The sequence below is a fragment of the Corallococcus sp. CA049B genome, assembly GCF_003611685.1.
GTDB lineage: Bacteria > Myxococcota > Myxococcia > Myxococcales > Myxococcaceae > Corallococcus > Corallococcus coralloides.
Genome location: NZ_RAWC01000096.1, coordinates 12,486 through 30,799, shown reverse-complemented (window position 1 = coordinate 30,799; position 18,314 = coordinate 12,486). Strand labels below are relative to the sequence as shown.

Genomic DNA, 18,314 nt, shown 5'->3' with positions numbered 1-18,314 from the left:
ACGGTGGGGCGCGGGCCGATCTTCGGAGGAGTCATGCCCCCAGTATCGGCCGGACCGGGTCCGAAGTTGCCCCGGCCATCCGGGCGGGGTGGGTCCTCCAGGCGTCGCGAGCGACCTCCAGGGTCACGGCCTGGAAGCGCACCGGTGCGCCCGGACGGCGAGCCCCCAGGCGGCCCCAGTCCGCGCGGATGACGACGGCGATGAGGGGGTAGCCCCCGGTGGTGGGGTGGTCCGGTCCCATCACGATGGGCGTGCCGGAGAGGGTGACCTGGATGGCGCCGCGCACCATGGGGCGGCAGGTGCCCCCGCCCTCGTCGCCGTGGGGCACGGGAGGTCCGTCCAGCCGCTGGCCCACGCGGTCGCTGGAGGGCGACACGGTGAAGGTGCTGCCCAGGAGCAGCGCCACGGCCGCGTCGCTGAAGGAGGACGCATCCGGGCCCAGGAGCACGCGCAGCGGGGCGGCGGGGTCCAGGGCTTCCGTGAGACGTGACAGGTCGGCCTCGGAAGGAGCGGCAACCGGCGTGGCGGGAGGGCCCAGTGGGAGCTGGTCGCCGGTGCGCAGGGGGCGGCCTTCCCATCCGCCCAGGCGGGCCACCCACAGCGTGCCCTGGCCTCCGAGGACTTCAGGGACGGCGAGCGCGCCATCCACGGCCACGTAGCGCACGGCATGCCGGGTGGGCGCGGGCACGGTGAGCGTGGCGCCGTCCGCGAGGAGGCTGGGGGCTTCTCCATCCACGGACACGCGCACGTCGCGGCCCCGTGCGCGCAGCTCCAGCCGCCCGAAGGACTCCAACGCCGCGGCCCCAGGTGCGTTGCCCACCGCGCGATTCGCCGCGACAAGCAGCTCCGGCACCCACGCGCCGCCGGGCGGCACGCCGTGATGCATGACGCCGGGCCGTCCACCGTCCTGCACGGTGGCAGGGGCACCCAGGCCGACGATCTCGATGCAGGCGCTCATGCCTCTTTACCCCGCGCGGTCATGCCCACGCCCTCGGACACGGATGCTGTTCCCGGGGATGAGAATGCGAGAGCCGCTGGAGGCTCCCCGGCAGCGCCACATCGCACAAACCTGTCCGACAGTCGGACACGTTTCGAGTCCCGCCCAGCCGGACAGCGGAAACCTGTCCGACAGTCGGACAGGTTTGGGGCCGCGTCGGGCGGAACGCCGTCATGTCTCCACCCGCTCGAAGCGCACGCGGGCTCCCAGCTGGAGCTCCGTGCCGCGCTGGGGGTCGAAGGCGGTGAAGTCCAGCGCGGTGCCCACGAGGTTCCAGCCTCCGGGCGACGCGAACGGATACACGCCCGTGCGCGTCCCGGCGATGCCCACCGCGAGCGCTGGCACCCGCGTGCGCGGCACCGGCAGCCGGGGACACGCGATGCTCGGATCCACGTCCCCCAGGTACGCGAAGCCCGGCAGGAAGCCCACGCAGCGCACCCGGTACTCGCGTGCCGTGTGGCGCCGCACCACTTCCTCCACCGACAGGCCCGCGTGTTCGGCCACCTTCGCCAGGTCCTCGCCGTCGTAGCGCACGCGGATGCGGATGAGCGGATGCTCCACGTGCGTGACCGGTGCCACGCGCAGCCGCGTCAGCACGAGCGCCGGGGAATCAGGTGGTGTCTCCGGGTCGAAGTACACGCAGGCGTGGGACTCGGTGATGACCGCGTCCCGCACACCCGGCAGCGCGGCCAGGGCCTCGCGCGCCAGGCCCCGGTCCACCGACTCCGGCAGCACCAGCCGCAGCGCGCTGTCTCCCAGCGGCTCCGGCGGTTGCTCCAGCGCGTCCAGCATCGCGCGCACCTCGCGGGCCAGCACCACCGCGCCCGGCGTGTCGCCGTGCACGCAGAGGGTGTCCACCGTGCCGCCCGTGGCCAGCCGCACCGTGTTCTCGCGCGCCTGCCCCACGTCCGTCAGCACCGCGCCGGGCTGGCCGCGCGGAATCAGCGAACCGTCCGGCAAGGTGCCCCGGTCCGCGAAGCCCTCGCGCGCATATCCGAGCCCCGCCGCCCGCGCCGCGTCGCTCAGCGCGCCGGTTCCGGGCCCCACCATCGTGACATCCGTCCCCAGCGCCTCCACCACGCCGTCCACCACCGCGCGCGCCAGCGCCGGGGACTTGTTGGCCGCGTGGTACAGCGCTCCATGCGGCTTCGCATGCCGCACCGGCACGCCGAGCTCGCGGGCCAGCGTGGCCAGCTGCCCGCACTGCTCCGCCACCTGCGCGCGCAGCACCTCCGGCGCCACGTCCAGCGCCTTGCGCCCGAAGTTCTCGCGGTCCGCGTAGGACGGATGCGCGCCCGCCAGCGTGCCGTGGCGCTCGCACAGCTCCAGCGCCCGCCGCATGGACGCCGCATCCCCCGCGTGGCCTCCGCAGGCGATGTTCGCCAGGTGCGCGAGCGCGTAGAGCTGTTCGTCCTCCCCGGGCAGCTCCCCCAGGTCGATGTTGAGCAGGCACCGCGTCATGGGCTCACGCTACGCGAGCCCCCACCTCAGCGGTAGGTGATGAGCGCGCGGTGTTCGCCCTCGAAGTGTCCGTGCTCGTTGAGAGTGGACAGATACCGGCCCCGCTCGCTGTAGATGACCTTCGTGACTCCACAGTTCGCCAGCGTCCAGTTCGTCCGGAACGCGTGCTCGTCCGGGATGCCCAAGAGGTCCTGGCTGATGGCCGTGATGGGGCCGCCGGAAGTGAATACCAGCGCCGTCCTGGAGGACCCCAGCGAGGCCACGAGCGTCGCCAGCGCCTCCAGGCAGCGCGCCTTGAACGCGCTCCAGGACTCCGTGTACTCGCTGTCGTGTCCGCCCGCGACCCAACGCCCCACGGCCTGGGTGAACAGGTCCTGGTACGCGCGGCGAGGGTCCTTCATCGCGGCCAGCTCCTCCCGCAGCACGGCGAAGTCCGCGTAGCGCGGCGTGTGCCGGTGCACGACCTCCTCGTGGTCGAACTCGTTGAAGCCTGCCGTCCGCACGGGCTCCACCTGAAGGCCCAGCGCCTGGAGGCACGCGTCCGCCGTCTCGCGGTGGCGCAGCAGGGTGCCCGTCACCACCGCGTCCACCTTGGGCAGCCGCGTGCGCAGCGCTTCACCCAGGACGCGCGCCTGCTGCACGCCCACGTCCGACAGCTTGTCGTAATCCTTCGCGCCGAAGGACGCCTGGCCGTGACGGATGAAGTAGAGCGCGCCCATCTCAGCCCCCCGCCTTCTTGATGAGCTGCCGGCAGCGGTAGGCCAGGTAGTTGACGATGAGCCAGTAGTTCTTGAACGCCGGGTTGCGCGTCTGCTTGTGGTGGTAGCGGTAGTAGATCTGCTGCGCGATGACCGCGAGCCGGAACACGCCGTAGACCTCGTAGAAGGCCCAGTTGGCGGGCTTCAGGCCGGTGCGCTCCAGGTAGTACGCCACCACCTCGTCGCGCGTGAGCATGCCGGGCAGGTCCGTGGGCTGCCGGCGCGTCATGCGCAGGAAGGCGTCGTCATCCGCCTGGACCCAGTAGGCCAGCGTGTTGCCCAGGTCCATCAGCGGGTCGCCCAGCGTGGCCATCTCCCAGTCCAGCACCCCGATGACCTGCGTGGGGTCCTCCGGCTTGAGCACCACGTTGTCGAAGCGCCAGTCGTTGTGGATGACGCACGTCTTGATGTCCGGAGGCACGTGCGCGGACAGCCACTCGCGCGTGCGCTCCATCCGGGGCACGTTCCAGGTGAGCGCCTTCTCGTAGCGGTCGGACCAGCCGGAGATCTGCCGCTGCGGATAGCCCGGCCCCTTGCCCAGCGACTGGAGCCCCACCGCCTGCGCGTCCACGCCGTGCAGCGCGATGAGCTGATCCACCACGTTGAGGCACAGCTGGCGCGTGCGGGCCTTGTCCAGGTCCAGCCCCTTGGGCAGGTGCTTGCGCGGGATGAGGCCGGGGATGCGCTCCATCACGTAGAACTCCGCGCCCAGCACGGCCGGGTCCTGGCACAGCCCCACCATGGTGGGCACCACCGGGTACACGGGCTTGAGCGCCTGCTGCACGGTGTACTCGCGCGACATGTCGTGCGCGGACTTCGCCTTGGTGCCCGAGGGCGGCCTGCGCAGGATGAGGTCGCGGTTCTCGTACTTGAGCCGGTAGGTCCAGTTGGAGGCGCCGCCCGTGTACTGCGTCACCTCCGGCGTGCCCTGGAGCGAGGGCACCTGGGTCTTCAGCCACGCGTCCACCGCGGGCACGTCCAGCGCCTCGCCGGAGCGCACGGCCTTGCCCTCGTCCAGGGGGATGGAGCCCGGAGCCGTCATGTTCAACCTCCCTTGCTGAAGCCGCGCTTCGCGAGCTCGATGCGGGTGATGACGCCCTTGTGCACTTCGTCCGGGCCGTCCGCGATGCGCAGGCTGCGTGCCTGGGCGAAGAAGCCCGCCAGCGGCGTGTCACGCGACACACCCGCGCCGCCGTGCACCTGGATGGCGTCGTCCACCACCTTCTGGAGCACGTTGGGCGCCACGACCTTGATGGCCGAAATCTCCGTCATCGCGCCCAGCGCGCCCACGTCATCCAGCTTCCACGCCGCGTACAGCGTGAGCAGGCGCGCCTGGTCGATGGCGATGCGCGCCTCCGCCACGCGCTCGCGGTTGCCGCCCAGGTTGATGAGCGGCTTGCCGAACGCGGTGCGGCCCATGCCCCGGTCGATCATCAGCTCCAGCGCCCGCTCCGCCGCGCCAATGCAGCGCATGCAGTGGTGGATGCGGCCCGGGCCCAGGCGGCCCTGCGCGATTTCAAAGCCCATGCCCGGCCCGGAGATGAGCGCGGACACCGGCAGCCGCACGTTGTGGAAGTGCACCTCGCCGTGGCCATGCGGGGCGTCGTGGTCGCCGTACACGGGCAGCATGCGGATGATCTCCACGCCCGGCGCGTCCATGGGCACCAGGACCATGGAGTGCTGGTGGTGGCGGTCCGCGCCCGCCTGCGACGTGCGGCCCATGAAGATGGCCACCTTCGCGTTGGGGTGGCCCAGGCCGCTGGACCACCACTTCTTGCCGTTGAGGACCACGTGGTCGCCGTCCACCTCGGCGGTGGCCTGCATGTTGGTGGCGTCCGACGACGCCGCGTCCGGCTCCGTCATGCAGAACACGGAGCGGATGTCGCCCGCGAGCAGCGGCTTCAACCACTGCTCCTGCTGCTCAGGAGAGCCGTAGCGCCAGAGCACCTCCATGTTGCCGGTGTCCGGGGCGCTGCAATTGAAGACCTCCGGCGCCATGAAGCTGCGGCCCATGGCTTCCGCGAGCGGCGCGTACTCCAGCGTGCTCAGGCCCGCGCCCAGCTTCGCGTCCGGGAGGAAGAGGTTCCACAGCCCTTCTGCCTTCGCGCGGGCCTTGAGCTCCACCATCACCGGAGGCACCTTCCACTGGCGCCAATCCCCGCCAGCCTCCATCGCGTGCAGGGCCTGGAGGTACCCGGCCTCCACCGGCTCGATGTGGTCAGCCATGAAGCGCTTCACGCGCTCCAGGTATTCGGTCGTCCTGGCGGAAGGCTGGAAGTCCATGCGAGGCATCCTGCGCCCCGCCGGGTTGGCGATGCCACTGAATGTTGAATGTCTGTTCTGGGGCTGGCGCTGGCCTGGCCGCTGCCTTCAGCGGCGGCGCGGGCCCGGCGCCTTGCGCGGCGTACGGAGTGAGCGCGTTCCGCGACGGCCCTGGGCCTTCGGCTTGCGCGCGGGCGCGCGGGGCGGGGCGGGCTGCTCGATGCTCGCGAGCATGATCCGCCGCAGCAGCGCGTACACGGGCAGCGGGTCGAAGCTCTTGTCCAGCTGATGGTGCAGCGCGAGCCCGTCCACGCACGCCTTGATGATGACCGCGTAGTGCAGGTCCTCGGCGGAGGGGGCCGTATCGTGGCCCGTGCGCACGTGCGCCACGGTGCGGGCGATCTCCTCGTCGCCCTGGCCCAGGAGCTGCGCGACGGCGGGCGTCAGCTCCCGGTTGCGCAGGCCCAGCGCGAACAGCTCGTAGCGCAACCGGCACGTGCCCGGCGCGTCCGTGGCCAGCTTCTCGCCCCAGGCGAAGGCCGTCTGCGCCAGCTCCTCCGCCGGGGTCTGCGCGCGCAGCCGCTCCAGCTCCGACAGGTACTGCCGGCTCGCCTCCTGTGTGACGGCCAGCAGCAGCGCGTCCTTGCTGCCGAAGTAGTAGTGCACCAGGCCCTGGTTCACCCCGGCCTCGCGCGCCACCTCCTTCACCGTGGCGGCGTCGTAGCCGCGCTCCCCCAACACGCGCTGTCCGGCGGCGATGAGGCGCGCCCGGGCGTCAGGCTCCGGAGCAGCGGGGGGAGGCGGCGTCTTGCCACGGCGGGGGGATGGCATCCCAGACCCATAGGGCACCGCCTCCCACCCCCGCAAGGCCGGCGTCCGCTCGCCGCCTTGACATCCCGCGTTGTCAGTCTTAGTTAGTCGTGTGACTAAGTTAGTCGTCCGGCTAAACCGAAGGAGACGGGCCATGCGAGTCGAGTCCATGCGGTCGAGGCAGTGGGTGAAGGCGGTGGCGGTGGGGGCGGCGTTGGTGTCGGTGCCGGCGGTGGCCCAGGACATGGCGTCCTCGTCCACGGGGCAGGAGCAGCAGCGGCGTGGCGCGTTCCTGCTGGAGCTGCAGCCGCCCGCGCTGGACGGCTCGCTGTACGGCCTCCGGGCGGAGGTCGCTCCGTCGAGGGACTCGCGGCTGGCGTTCGGCCTCTTGGGTCGCGCGGGCGGGTGGAATCGGTCGCTGGGCGCGAAGGCGCGCTTCAGCAACGTGGGCGGCGCCGACGTGAAGCTCAACTTCGGCGTGGGCGTGGACAGCCGCTACACGCTGGCCTTCCTGGCGGACGGCACGGTGCGCCCGTTCGTGGGGATGACGCTGGGCCTGGAGGAGTTCGTCGCGCGCCCGGACGGCGCGGCGATGCCGGACCGCAAGGACTACACGACGACGGCCTTCCTGGAGCCGACGCTGGGCGTGATGTGGCGGCCGGGCTCCGGGCGCGTGGGCCTGTCGGCTCGGGCGGGCCCGGGCTTCACCTTCACGGACGTGCGCGAGCTCCAGGTGGGCAACAGCAACCTGGGCCTGCGCACGGTGTACCCCACGGCGTCGCTGGGCCTGCTGGTCGTCCTGTAGTCGACGGGGCTTACGGAGCGTGCCGTGGGCGGTGGAGGGGTGGCTACACTCGCCCCCATGAGTGCCCCATTCGAGTCCTACCGCGCCGAGTTCCCCGTCCTGAAGGAGCAGCTCTACCTCAACCACGCCGGGGTCGCGCCCACCAGCACGCGCGCCGCCGCCGCGGTGAAGGCCTGGATGGACGACGTGGTGAATCACGGCGTCCTCCATGAGCGCGGCTGGGAGGCCCAGAGCGAGAAGGTGCGCGGGCTCGCCGCGCGCATCATCGGTGCTGCTCCGGAGGAGATCGCCTTCGTGCGCAACACCAGCCACGGCCTGGGGCTGGTGGCGGAAGGCCTGGACTGGCAACCCGGAGACGAGGTCGCCGTGGCCACGAGCCTCGAGTACCCCTCCAACGTCTACCCGTGGCTGCACTTGAAGCACCGGGGCGTGGAGGTCCGGGAGATTCCCACGCCGGATGGCGGCGTGACGCCGGAGGCGGTGGCGTCCGTGCTCACCCCGCGCACGCGGCTGGTGGCGGTGTCGTCGGTGCAGTTCGCCACCGGCCACCGCACAGACCTGGATGCGCTGGGCGCATTGTGTGAGCGCTCGGGCGTGCTCTTGTGCGTGGACGGCATCCAGAGCGTGGGCTGCATTCCCGTGGACGTGAAGAAGAGCCGCGTGCACTTCCTCAGCGCGGACAGCCACAAGTGGATGCTGGGCATCTCCGGCATCGGCTTCCTGTACGTGGCGAAGGACGTGCTGCCGCGCGTGCGGCCCGCGCTGGTGGGCTGGCGCAGCACCACCGACGCGTGGAACTTCAACCGCTCGCACTTCGAATTGCGCCCGGACGCGGCGAAGTTCGAGGAGGGCAGCGCCGCGTACCCCGGCATCTACGCGCTGGGCGCCGCATTGGAATTGCTGCTGGAGGTGGGGACGGACGCCATCGGCGCGCGCATTGGCGAACTGCTGGCCCGGCTGGACTCGGGCCTGCGCGGCCTGGGCTGCGACGTGGGCCCGGCGCCGAAGGACCGCGCGGGCATCCTCACCTTCCTGCCGCCGGGCGCGGACGTCCGGGCGCTCAGCGCGTACCTGGCGGAGAAGACGGTGTCCCACTCCGTCCGGCGCGGGCGCATCCGCCTGTCGCCGCACTTCTACAACACGCCCGAGGAGATGGACCGGCTGGTGGCGCTGGTGCGCGCGTACCGGCCCGGGTGAGGCGCCCACCCGGACCGGGATGCACGACGACGGCTACTGCGCGGGGAAGAGGTTCTCCACGGAGAGGTAGCGCTCGCCGGTGTCGTAGCAGAAGGCGAGCACGCGGCTGCCGTCCGGCATCTCCGCCAGCTTCTGGTTCACCGCGGACAGCGCGGCGCCGGAGGACACGCCCACGAAGATGCCCTCCTCGCGCGCGGCGCGGCGGGTGAACTCGTAGGCGTCCTTCTCATCCACCTGGATGGTGCCGTCGAGGATGTCCGTGTGCAGGTTCTTCGGGATGAAGCCCGCGCCGAGGCCCTGGATGGGGTGCGGGCCCGGCTGGCCGCCGCTGATGACGGGAGACTTCACCGGCTCCACCGCGAGCACCTTCAGCTTGGGCCACTTCGCCTTGAGCACCTCACCGCACGCGGTGATGTGGCCGCCGGTGCCCACGCCCGTGATGAGGTAGTCCAGCCCTTCGGGGAAGTCGTTCAAGATCTCCTGCGCGGTGGTGCGCTTGTGGACCTCGATGTTGGACTCGTTCTCGAACTGCTGCGGCATCCACGCGTTGGGCGTCTGCGAGACGAGCTCCTGGGCGCGGGCGATGGCGCCCTTCATGCCCTTGGCGCGCTCCGTCAGGTCGAACTGGGCGCCGTAGGCGGCCAGCACGCGGCGGCGCTCGATGCTCATGGACTCCGGCATCACCAGGATGAGCTTGTAGCCCTTCACCGCGGCGACCATGGCCAGGCCGATGCCCGTGTTGCCGCTCGTGGGCTCGATGATGACGCTGCCTTCCTTGAGGAGGCCCTTCTTCTCCGCGTCCTCAATCATCGCCAGGCCGATGCGGTCCTTGATGCTGCCGCCCGGGTTGGCGCGCTCCAGCTTCAGGTGCACCGTCACGCGCGACGGGTACAGCCGGTTGATGCGCACGTGCGGCGTGTTGCCAATGGTCTGCAGGATGTTGTCGACCTTCATGGCGTCTCCTGTGAGGGGGAAGGGGCGCTGCGTGGGGAAGACTCAAATCTGGTAGTCGAGGACGTCCAGGCCCTCTTCGCCGTGGCGCGTGCGCACCTCGCTGCGGCGGGTGACGACGGACTTGGCGGGCACGCTCTGCGTGAGCCACGCGTTGCCGGCGATGATGCTGCCCCTGCCCACCACCGTGCCTCCTCCGAGGATGGTGGCGTTCGCGTACACCACGACGTCGTCCTCGATGGTGGGGTGGCGCTTCTTGTCCGCGAGCGCCTTCTCCACCATCAGCGCGCCCAGCGTGACGCCCTGGTAGAGCTTCACGTTGTCGCCAATCACCGTCGTCTCGCCAATGACGAGGCCCGTGCCGTGGTCGATGACGAACCTGCGGCCGATGGTGGCGCCCGGGTGGATGTCCACGCCGGTGCGCTGGTGGGCGTACTCGGTGAGCAGGCGCGGCAGCAGGGGGAAGTTCAGCCGGTGCAGCGCGTTCGCCACGCGGTAGATGGCGATGGCGTAGAAGCCCGGGTAGGTGAGGACGACCTCGTCCACGCTGCGCGCGGCGGGGTCCGCTTCGAAGATGGCGCGCGCGTCCTGCTGGAGCCACTCGTAGAGGTCCGGCAGCTTCGCCATGAAGCGCGACGCCATGCCCGCGTCGGAGACGGGGTAGTGCGGCGCGAGCAGCGACTGGATGCGCTGGAGGCTCGCCTCCACGGCGGTGACGTCCCGGCGCACGGCGGCGGCGTTGCACTCCAGCCGCTCCGCGAAGTGGGGGAAGAGCAACCCCAGCACCTGCGCGACGAACTCCGGCGCCGCCTTGCGCACGTCCGGGGGGAAGCAGTGGCGCTGCCGCGCCTCCAGCAGGGTGGCAACCAGTCGGGCGTTCGGATCGTCCATGGGGCGTTGCGTCAGGATAGCGTGCCGTGACGGCGTTTTCTTGGTTTCCGGCGCTGGAAAGGCTGATGGCGGCGGGATGGGTCTTTTTCCGGCGTCCCGGGGCGTAACGGCCGGGGTCTGGAGGTGGATGCCGTTGGCGGGAAAACGTCGCGGCCGTCCAGCCGCCCTGCTCCCTGCTGACGCTTGCCGACCCGGGGCCCCCTGGGGACGATGAGGTCATGACGACCGCCCTGTCCTATGCCCATGGCACCAGCGCCACCCCGCTGCTGGGGGAGACCATCGGTCAGAACCTGCGCCGCACCGTCGAGAAGTACGGCGACCGCGAGGCGCTGGTGGTGGCCTCGCAGAACTACCGGGTCACCTGGCGGCAGTTCTGGGACGCGACGACGGCGGTGGCCAAGGGCCTGCTGGCGCTGGGCCTCCAGAAGGGGGACCGGGTGGGGCTCTGGTCGCCCAACCGCTTCGAGTGGACCGTGTCGCAGTACGCGCTCGCGCGCACGGGCGCCATCCTGGTCAACCTGAACCCCGCCTACCGCACGTCGGAGCTGGAGTACGCGCTCAACCAGGCGGGCGTGAGCGTGCTGCTCTTTGCGAAGGGCTTCCGGCAGACGGACTACACCCAGATGCTGGCGGAGGTGCGGCCCCGGTGCGCGGGCCTGCGCGAGGCGCTGGTGCTGGACTCGGACTGGGACCGGCTGGTGAAGGGCGGCGCGAACATTGGCGACGACGTGCTGGAGGCGCGGGAGTTGTCGCTCCAGTTCGATGACCCCATCAACATCCAGTACACGTCCGGCACCACGGGCTTCCCGAAGGGCGCGACGCTGTCCCACCACAACGTGCTCAACAACGGCTTCTTCGTGGGCGAGGTGCTGCGCTACGGGCCGGAGGACCGCGTGTGCATCCCGGTGCCGTTCTACCACTGCTTCGGCATGGTGATGGGCAACCTGGCCTGTACGTCACACGGCTCGGCCATGGTGATTCCGGGCGAGGCGTTCGACCCGCTGGCGGTGCTCCAGACGGTGCAGGCCGAGCGCTGCACGTCCCTCTACGGCGTGCCCACGATGTTCATCGCGGAGTTGGACCACCCGCGCTTCGGCGAGTTCGACCTGCGCAGCTTGCGCACCGGCATCATGGCGGGCTCGCCGTGTCCGGTGGAGGTGATGAAGCAGGTGCAGTCGCGGATGCACATGGGGGAGGTCACCATCTGCTACGGCATGACGGAGACGTCGCCCGTGTCCACGCAGAACCCGCTGGATGACACGCTGGAGAAGCGCGTGGCCACGGTGGGCCGCGTGCACCCGCACCTGGAGGTGAAGGTGGTGGACCCGGAGTCGGGCGCGGTGGTGCCGCTGGGGCAGCCGGGGGAGCTGTGCACGCGCGGCTACAGCGTGATGCTCGGGTACTGGGACAACGCGGAGGCCACGGCGGCGGCCATCGACCGGGCGGGGTGGATGCACACCGGTGACCTGGCGACGATGGACGGGGAGGGCTACGTCAAGATTGTCGGCCGCATCAAGGACATGATCATCCGGGGCGGCGAGAACGTGTACCCGCGAGAGGTGGAGGAGTTCCTCCACACGCACCCGGAGATCTCCGAAGCGCAGGTCATCGGCGTGCCCAGCGTGAGGTACGGCGAGGAGGTGATGGCGTGGGTGCGCTTGAAGTCTGGCGCTTCGCTCACGCCGGAGACGCTGACGGCCTTCTGCACCGGCCGCATCTCCACGTTCAAGATTCCCCGCCATTGGAAGTTCGTGGACAGCTTCCCGATGACCGTCACCGGCAAGGTGCAGAAGTTCCGCATGCGCGAGGTCGCCATCACCGAGCTGGGGCTCGGCGACGTGGCCAACATCAAGACCGCCTGACGGGCTTCTTCTTCGCGGCGGCCTTCTTGGCCGCCGGTGCCTTCTTCGCGGCGGGTGCCTTCTTCGCGGCCTTCTTCATCGCGGCGCGGTTGGAGGCCTCCACGGCGCGGCGGGCCCAGGGCAGCAGCCGGCGGCCGTCGTCCTCGGCGTCCGCGGGCGGCGTCCAGTAGCTCATGGGCTGTTCCTTGCCGCGGCTCTGGTAGATGAAGGGCCGGCAGCCCTCGGCCTCGAAGTCGGGGCGGGTGACGTCGTCCGTCTTCAGGTAGAGCTGGCCCTGGATGATGAGGCCGAACATCCGGCCGCCAAAGTACAGGCCCCAGCCGCCGAACATCGAGCGGGCCTGCACCGGGCCGAGCGGCTCCAGCAGTTCGACCGTGTACTCCACGAAGCTGTCCATCCGGGGCATGGGCGAAGTCCTCTGGACGCTGGACTCTAGCGGCCTGAACGCACGGCGGGCGTCTTCATCAAACCTCCGTGAAGAACATTCCGGTGGCGCCAGTGCGCTCCAGCGCCGTCTTCAAGTCCTCCGAGACGATGAGCGCGACCTTCCAGCCCCAGGGACGGAAGATCTTCGCGTCACCCACCTTCGACTTGTCGATGCGCAGGATGTCCACGGAGCGGTATTCACCGACCTTCCAGGGCTGGCCATGCTGGGGCTCCCAGAACCGGACTCCTTCCGATGCCTGCTCGTCGATGCAGCGGATGAGCTTCGTTGCGATGAGGAGTGCGTACTGATCGGGGTGCTTCGGGATGGTGACGGGGATGAGCTGCACGTCGTCAGCAGCGTGCTCCAGAAGCACATTCGCCAGCTTGACGTGAACGACAGGCGTCAGGCCAAAGGGAATCCGGCAGAAGTCGTTGGGACGGCCAGGGTCTCCGATGGGAACGGTGAGGTGTCCTTCCACGTGGACACGCTGCCCTTTCGTGAACATCCAGGGGTCTTCCTCTTCCTGGCGCAGCTCATTCCAGGGGACTTCCAGTACCCAGACACCTTCCTGGACATCTTCCGAGAGCGCAAAGTAGCGGGCAGCCATAGGACGTCTTTAGCGCCCCTGACGCGAGGTCAGGAGCTGATTGATGCGAGTGCCTGGGGTGGATGCTTCCTCGGCAAGCGCTCGGAGTGCGTTCGTCAAGGCTTCGCGGCATTGCACCACGGTCCGGCAGTCTCCCAGGGATGTGCTCAGCTTTTCCAGGACCAGGTCATGATACGCCCTGGGATGAGGTCCCCGGTGGCCCGGGACTTCGACGATGTTCTCCGGGTCCTTCAGTTCCATTCCGGCCCGCTTGAAGATGCGCCGGAAGAGCGGGGTCCACGGCCCGCCGGTCTTCGCGGACTTCTCATTGCGGATGGTGGCCAGGTGGTGACGCTGGGGCTTCCCGGGCCGCGATGACATGGCCACCGCATTGGGCGCCAGCGCGATTGTGAAGCCATCGGCCGTCATCGCCACGGAGCGCACGCCCGCGAGGGCCACGAACTGGAGGCCCGCCTGCGTCTCCACCGCGACCGCCGCCTGTGCGGAGCCGGGCAGGGTGGGCGCCTTCGTCGCGAGCCCCGCGGTGTTGCCAATCGCCGCCGTGGCCAGCATCACGAAGACGCGCGCGGCGTTCCTGCCCATCGCCGCTCCGTAGGCTTCGCCCGCGTCGCGCACCTGGAGGAACGTGGTGGCCTGGTCCACGTGGCGCACCAGCGTCAGCCAGCCGTCGAGGAGGGTCCACACGGTGTCCACGCCCAGGTAGGCAATCGCGGAGGCCGTGATGAGAGCGGCGAGTCCCTTGGAAACAGGCTCGGGCATGGCCCACAACAGCAGATACATGGTTACGGCGGAGGTCATCGAGGCGATGACGGCCTGGGGGCTGGCCATGCCCTCCAGGGCTTCGGCCGTCTCGTTCCAGACGGAGTCCATCGCGATGGCCATGGCCAGGGCATAGCGGCCGTCGCTGCCCAGCAAGGGGCCTTCCTCCAGCAGGCGCAGGCAGTCTCCGGCCTGCTTGCGCTTCTTGCCGCACCATTGCTGGTAGCCGCGCGTCAGGTCGTCGGACGCGTCGAGAAGCCGCAGCTCCCGTGCCTCTTCCTCGCCCAGGGGGATGACTTGCCGGGTGCGCTCCCGGAAGCCGAAGAGGCCGCTGCGCTCCGGCAGGCCGAACAACTCGCGTGCTTGCCGCAGGGGATGGGCGAAGGGCCGCACGTCCCGGGCGAGCGTCTTCACCGCCGCCTTGAACTCGTCCTCCTCTAGTCGAGCCTCGGAGGGAGACGCGCCTTCCTCCTCCCGAGGCGTGACCGTGACTCGCTCGCCGCCATCGACCTCCAGGCGCACGACCCGCGTCGTCGCGCAGCCCGACAGGAGCAGCCCCAGCAGCAGTGCCCAACCCGGTCGATTCATTTCTGCTTCAGTCCTCCGTCAAGATGAGGCTCCTGTGCAGCACCTGGCTCACTACACTTCCGTGAACCGCATGCCGGTGGCTCCGGTGCGCTCCAGCGCGGTCTTCAGCTCTTCGGAGACGATGAGTGCGATCTTCCAACCCCAGGTGCGGAAGACCTTGGCGCTGCCCACCTTCGACGCGTCGATGCGCATTCCCGCGACGGAGTAATACTGGCCTGCCTTCTCGGGCTGCTTGTGCTTGATGGGGTCCCAGTACTCCACTTCCCGGGAGGCCTTGTCGTCGATGCAGCGGATCAACCGGGTGGCCACGAGCATGTTGAACTGTTCGGGATGGCCAGGGATGTCCACGGCGAAGAGCTGGACGTCATCAGGCGCAAGCTCCGCGAACACGCTGGCCAGCTTCACGTGGAGGATGGGCGTACTTCCGATGCCGGCTTCGGAGTAGTCCAACGGTCTTCCAGGCTCGTCGATGGGAAACCGGAGGGAGCCGGGGGGCTGGATGAGCTTCCCCGCGCTGAACATCCACGGGTCCTCGACCTCCACGGACTTTTCATCGACGGGATCACCCAGATACCAGCGCCCTGGCGCGTCGACGTCCTCTGACAATCTGAAGTAGTGGGTGGTCATGGTCGTGGCTGTCAGTGACCTTGGGTCAGCAGTCGATTGATTTCCGTGCCATGCGTCCTGGCCTGCTCGCCGAGGATTCTGAGTGCGTCGGTCAGGGCTTCGCGGCACGCCTCCATGCTGCGGCATTCGGAGGTCACCTGCCTCAACCTGTCATAGACGAGTTGATGGTACTCGGCGGGATGAGGTCCTCGGTGGCCTCGGACCTCAACGATGTTCTCCGGGTCCTTCAGCTCCATCCCTGCCTTCTTGAAAATGCGCCGGAAGAGTGGTGTCCACGGCCCGCCAGTCTTCGAGGACTTCTCATTGCGGATGGTGGCCAGGTGGTGACGCTGGGGCTTGCCGGGCCGCGATGACATGGCCACCGCGTTGGGCGCGAGCGCGAGGGTAAAGCCCTCGGCCGTCATGGCCACGGAGCGCACGCCCGCGAGGGCCACGAACTGGAGGCCGGCCTGCGTCTCCACCGCGACCGCCGCCTGTGCGGAGCCCGGCAGGGTGGGCGCCTTCATCGCGAGCCCCGCGGTGTTGCCAATCGCCGCCGTGGCCAGCATCACGAAGACGCGCGCGGCGTTCCTACCCAGCGCCGCTCCATAGGCCTCGCCCGCGTCGCGCACCTGGAGGAACGTGGTGGCCTGGTCCACGTGGCGCACCAGCGTCAGCCAGCCGTCGAGGAGGTTCCACACGGTGTCCACGCCCAGGTAGGCAATCGCGGAGGCCGTGATGAGAGCGGCGAGTCCCTTGGAAACAGGCTCGGGCATGGCCCACAACAGGAGATACATGGTTACGGCGGAGGTCATCGAGGCGATGACGGCCTGGGGGCTGGCCATGCCCTCCAGGGCTTCGGCCGTCTCGTTCCAGACGGAGTCCATCGCGATGGCCATGGCCAGGGCATAGCGGCCGTCGCTGCCCAGCAAGGGGCCTTCCTCCAGCAGGCGCAGGCAGTCTCCGGCCTGCTTGCGCTTCTTGCCGCACCACTGCTGGTAGCCGCGCGTCAGGTCGTCGGACGCGTCGAGAAGCCGCAGCTCCCGTGCCTCTTCCTCGCCCAGGGGGATGACTTGCCGGGTCCGCTCCCGGAAGCCGAAGAGGCCGCTGCGCTCCGGCAGGCCGAACAGCTCGCGTGCTTGCCGCAACGGATGGGCGAAGGGCCGCACGTCCCGGGCGAGCGTCCTCACCGCCGCCTTGAACTCGTCCTCCTCCAGCCGGGCCCCGGAAAGAGACGCGCCTTCTTCCTCCCGAGGCGTGACGACAACCCGCTCCCCGCCATCGACCTCCAGGCGCACGACCCGCGTCGTCGCGCAGCCCGACAGGAGCAGCCCCAGCAGCAGTGCCCAACCCGGTCGATTCATTTCTGCTTCAGTCCTCCGTCAAGATGAGGCTCCTGTGCAGCACCTGGCTCACTACACTTCCGTGAACCGCATGCCGGTGGCGCCGGTGCGCTCCAGCGCTGTCTTCAGTTCTTCGGCGACGATGAGGGCGATGGACCAGCCCCAGGTTCGGAAGACCTTGGCGTCGCCTACTTGCGACTTGTCGATGCGCATGCCGTGCACGGAACGGTACTTTCCGACCTTCTCCGGCCGGCCGTCTCCGGGCTCCCAGCGCCGGGCTTCCTCCGATGCACGCTCATCAATGCAGCGGATCATCCGGGTAGCCACGAGCATGCTGAATTGTTCGGGTTGCCCCGGGATGTCCACCGGCAGGAGTTGTACGTCGTGGGGGGCCAGCTCCGCGAAGAGTTTGGCCAGCTTGACGTGGAGGATGGGCGCCCGTCCGACGCCGGCCGCTGAGAAGTCCAGGGGCCTTCCTGGCTCGTCAATCGGGAGCCGAAGAGGGGTCTTCACTTGAACGGGCTTGCCTGCCCGGAACATCCAGGGATCTTCGAGTTCCACTCCGTTCTCATCAACGGGGTCTCCCAGATACCAACGGCCCGGAGCCTCCACATCCTCTGACAAGTCGAAGTAGCGCTTCACCATGGCCTGTTCCGTTAACGCCCCTGGTTCAGCAAGCGGTTGAGAATGGAGCCCTGGGTGACAGCTTCATTCGCCAGGGCTCGCAGTTCTTGGGTCAGGGCTTCCCGGCATGCTTCCACACTCCGACAGCCTTGAGTGGCTTCATCCAATCGGTTGTAGATCCGCTCGTGGTACGCCCTGGGATGAGGTCCTCGGTGGCCCGGGACTTCGACGATGTTCTCCGGGTCCTTCAGCTCCATTCCGGCCTTCTTGAAAATGCGCCGGAAGAGTGGTGTCCACGGCCCGCCATTCCTCGAAGACTTCTCATTGCGGATGGTGGCCAGGTGGTGACGCTGGGACTCGCCGGGCCGCGATGACATCGCCACCGCGTTGGGCGCGAGCGCGAGGGTGAAGCCATCGGCCGTCATCGCCACGGAGCGCACGCCCGCGAGGGACACGAACTGGAGGCCCGCCTGTGTCTCCACCGCGACCGCCGCCTGCGCGGAGCCGGGCAGGGTGGGCACCTTCATCGCGAGCCCCGCGGTGTTGCCAATCGCCGCCGTGGCCAGCATCACGAAGACGCGCGCGGCGTTCCTACCCAGCGCCGCTCCGTAGGCTTCGCCCGCGTCGCGCACCTGGAGGAACGTGGTGGCCTGGTCCACGTGGCGCACCAGCGTCAGCCAGCCGTCGAGGAGGGTCCACACGGTGTCCACGCCCAGGTAGGCAATCGCGGAGGCCGTGATGAGAGCGGCGAGTCCCTTGGAAACAGGCTCGGGCATGGCCCACAACAGCAGATACATGGTTACGGCGGAGGTCATCGAGGCGATGACGGCCTGGGGGCTGGCCATGCCCTCCAGGGCTTCGGCCGTCTCGTTCCAGACGGAGTCCATCGCGATGGCCATGGCCAGGGCATAGCGGCCGTCGCTGCCCAGCAAGGGGCCTTCCTCCAGCAGGCGCAGGCAGTCTCCGGCCTGCTTGCGCTTCTTGCCGCACCACTGCTGGTAGCCGCGCGTCAGGTCGTCGGACGCGTCGAGAAGCCGCAGCTCCCGTGCCTCTTCCTCGCCCAGTGGGACGATTTGCTGACTGCGCTCCCGGAAGCCGAAGAGGCCGCTGCGCTCCGGCAGGCCGAACAGCTCGCGTGCTTGCCGCAGAGGATGGGCGAAGGGCCGCACGTCCCGGGCAAGCGTCCTCACGGCCGCCTTGAACTCGTCCTCCTCCAGCCGGGCCTCGGAAAGAGACGCGCCTTCCTCCTCCCGAGGCGTGACGACAACCCGCTCCCCGCCATCGACCTCCAGGCGCACGACCCGCGTCGTCGCGCAGCCTGACAGGAGCAGTCCCAGCAGCAGCACCCAACCCAGCCGCTTCATTC

Annotated in this window: 18 protein-coding genes; 3 read left to right on the top strand and 15 right to left on the bottom strand. The window is 69.3% G+C overall.

The window, feature by feature from the left end:
• Positions 1–31: 31 nt before the first annotated feature.
• From D7W82_RS21350 to D7W82_RS21325, 6 genes are all read right to left on the bottom strand, one after another.
• Positions 32–958 carry a biotin-dependent carboxyltransferase family protein gene (locus D7W82_RS21350; protein WP_120620119.1) on the bottom strand — a complete coding sequence of 309 codons (927 nt, stop codon included), beginning with the start codon at positions 956–958 and terminating at the stop codon, positions 32–34.
• 210 nt (positions 959–1,168) lie between these two features.
• On the bottom strand, positions 1,169–2,458 hold the full coding sequence (locus tag D7W82_RS21345; protein ID WP_120620118.1) for a LamB/YcsF family protein: 1,290 nt from the start codon (positions 2,456–2,458) through the stop codon (positions 1,169–1,171).
• A gap of 26 nt (positions 2,459–2,484) precedes the next feature.
• The gene (locus D7W82_RS21340; RefSeq protein ID WP_120620117.1) at positions 2,485–3,177 is read right to left on the bottom strand and encodes a histidine phosphatase family protein; all 693 of its coding nucleotides are present in this window, start codon (positions 3,175–3,177) and stop codon (positions 2,485–2,487) included.
• Between the two features lies 1 nt (position 3,178).
• On the bottom strand, positions 3,179–4,258 hold the full coding sequence (locus tag D7W82_RS21335) for a phosphotransferase family protein (RefSeq protein WP_120620116.1): 1,080 nt from the start codon (positions 4,256–4,258) through the stop codon (positions 3,179–3,181).
• A 2-nt stretch (positions 4,259–4,260) separates the two neighbouring features.
• The gene (locus D7W82_RS21330) at positions 4,261–5,499 is read right to left on the bottom strand and encodes an acyl-CoA dehydrogenase family protein (RefSeq protein WP_120620115.1); all 1,239 of its coding nucleotides are present in this window, start codon (positions 5,497–5,499) and stop codon (positions 4,261–4,263) included.
• A gap of 87 nt (positions 5,500–5,586) precedes the next feature.
• Entirely contained in the window at positions 5,587–6,309 is a 723-nt protein-coding gene (locus D7W82_RS21325) for a TetR/AcrR family transcriptional regulator (protein WP_233587847.1), read from the bottom strand.
• 133 nt (positions 6,310–6,442) lie between these two features.
• Between D7W82_RS21325 and D7W82_RS21320 the strand changes: the two genes are divergently transcribed.
• Both D7W82_RS21320 and D7W82_RS21315 read left to right on the top strand, forming a co-directional pair.
• On the top strand, positions 6,443–7,093 hold the full coding sequence (locus D7W82_RS21320) for a hypothetical protein (RefSeq protein ID WP_120620113.1): 651 nt from the start codon (positions 6,443–6,445) through the stop codon (positions 7,091–7,093).
• Between the two features lie 57 nt (positions 7,094–7,150).
• Positions 7,151–8,290: an aminotransferase class V-fold PLP-dependent enzyme gene (locus D7W82_RS21315; protein ID WP_120620112.1), complete on the top strand. Its 1,140-nt coding sequence runs from the start codon at positions 7,151–7,153 to the stop codon at positions 8,288–8,290.
• Between the two features lie 33 nt (positions 8,291–8,323).
• On the opposite strand, the gene cysK is transcribed toward D7W82_RS21315, so the two are convergent.
• Together cysK and epsC are read right to left on the bottom strand one after the other, a co-directional pair.
• Complete coding sequence (gene cysK / locus D7W82_RS21310) at positions 8,324–9,244, bottom strand: cysteine synthase A (RefSeq protein WP_120567348.1); 921 nt, start codon at positions 9,242–9,244, stop codon at positions 8,324–8,326.
• A gap of 42 nt (positions 9,245–9,286) precedes the next feature.
• A complete protein-coding gene (epsC, locus tag D7W82_RS21305; RefSeq protein WP_120620111.1) occupies positions 9,287–10,132 on the bottom strand; it encodes a serine O-acetyltransferase EpsC in 846 nt (281 codons plus the stop codon).
• Positions 10,133–10,350: 218 nt separating this feature from the next.
• On the opposite strand from epsC, the gene D7W82_RS21300 reads away from it, so the two are divergent.
• On the top strand, positions 10,351–11,994 hold the full coding sequence (locus D7W82_RS21300; RefSeq protein WP_120620110.1) for an AMP-binding protein: 1,644 nt from the start codon (positions 10,351–10,353) through the stop codon (positions 11,992–11,994).
• On the opposite strand, the gene D7W82_RS21295 is transcribed toward D7W82_RS21300, so the two are convergent.
• From D7W82_RS21295 to D7W82_RS21265, 7 genes are read right to left on the bottom strand one after another with little or no spacing between them, the layout of a single operon-like run.
• A complete protein-coding gene (locus tag D7W82_RS21295) occupies positions 11,981–12,400 on the bottom strand; it encodes a TfoX/Sxy family protein (RefSeq protein WP_120620109.1) in 420 nt (139 codons plus the stop codon). The genes D7W82_RS21300 and D7W82_RS21295 overlap by 14 nt on opposite strands.
• 58 nt (positions 12,401–12,458) lie before the next feature.
• Complete coding sequence (locus D7W82_RS21290) at positions 12,459–13,028, bottom strand: imm11 family protein (protein WP_120620108.1); 570 nt, start codon at positions 13,026–13,028, stop codon at positions 12,459–12,461.
• A 9-nt stretch (positions 13,029–13,037) separates the two neighbouring features.
• Positions 13,038–14,375: an AHH domain-containing protein gene (locus D7W82_RS21285; RefSeq protein ID WP_120620107.1), complete on the bottom strand. Its 1,338-nt coding sequence runs from the start codon at positions 14,373–14,375 to the stop codon at positions 13,038–13,040.
• Between the two features lie 51 nt (positions 14,376–14,426).
• Positions 14,427–15,002, bottom strand: coding sequence for an imm11 family protein (locus D7W82_RS21280; protein ID WP_120620106.1), 576 nt, complete (start codon positions 15,000–15,002; stop codon positions 14,427–14,429).
• An 11-nt stretch (positions 15,003–15,013) separates the two neighbouring features.
• The gene (locus tag D7W82_RS21275) at positions 15,014–16,345 is read right to left on the bottom strand and encodes an AHH domain-containing protein (RefSeq protein WP_120620105.1); all 1,332 of its coding nucleotides are present in this window, start codon (positions 16,343–16,345) and stop codon (positions 15,014–15,016) included.
• Positions 16,346–16,396: 51 nt separating this feature from the next.
• Positions 16,397–16,969: an imm11 family protein gene (locus D7W82_RS21270; RefSeq protein WP_120620104.1), complete on the bottom strand. Its 573-nt coding sequence runs from the start codon at positions 16,967–16,969 to the stop codon at positions 16,397–16,399.
• A gap of 11 nt (positions 16,970–16,980) precedes the next feature.
• The gene (locus D7W82_RS21265) at positions 16,981–18,312 is read right to left on the bottom strand and encodes an AHH domain-containing protein (RefSeq protein WP_120620103.1); all 1,332 of its coding nucleotides are present in this window, start codon (positions 18,310–18,312) and stop codon (positions 16,981–16,983) included.
• Between the last annotated feature and the right edge of the window lie 2 nt (positions 18,313–18,314).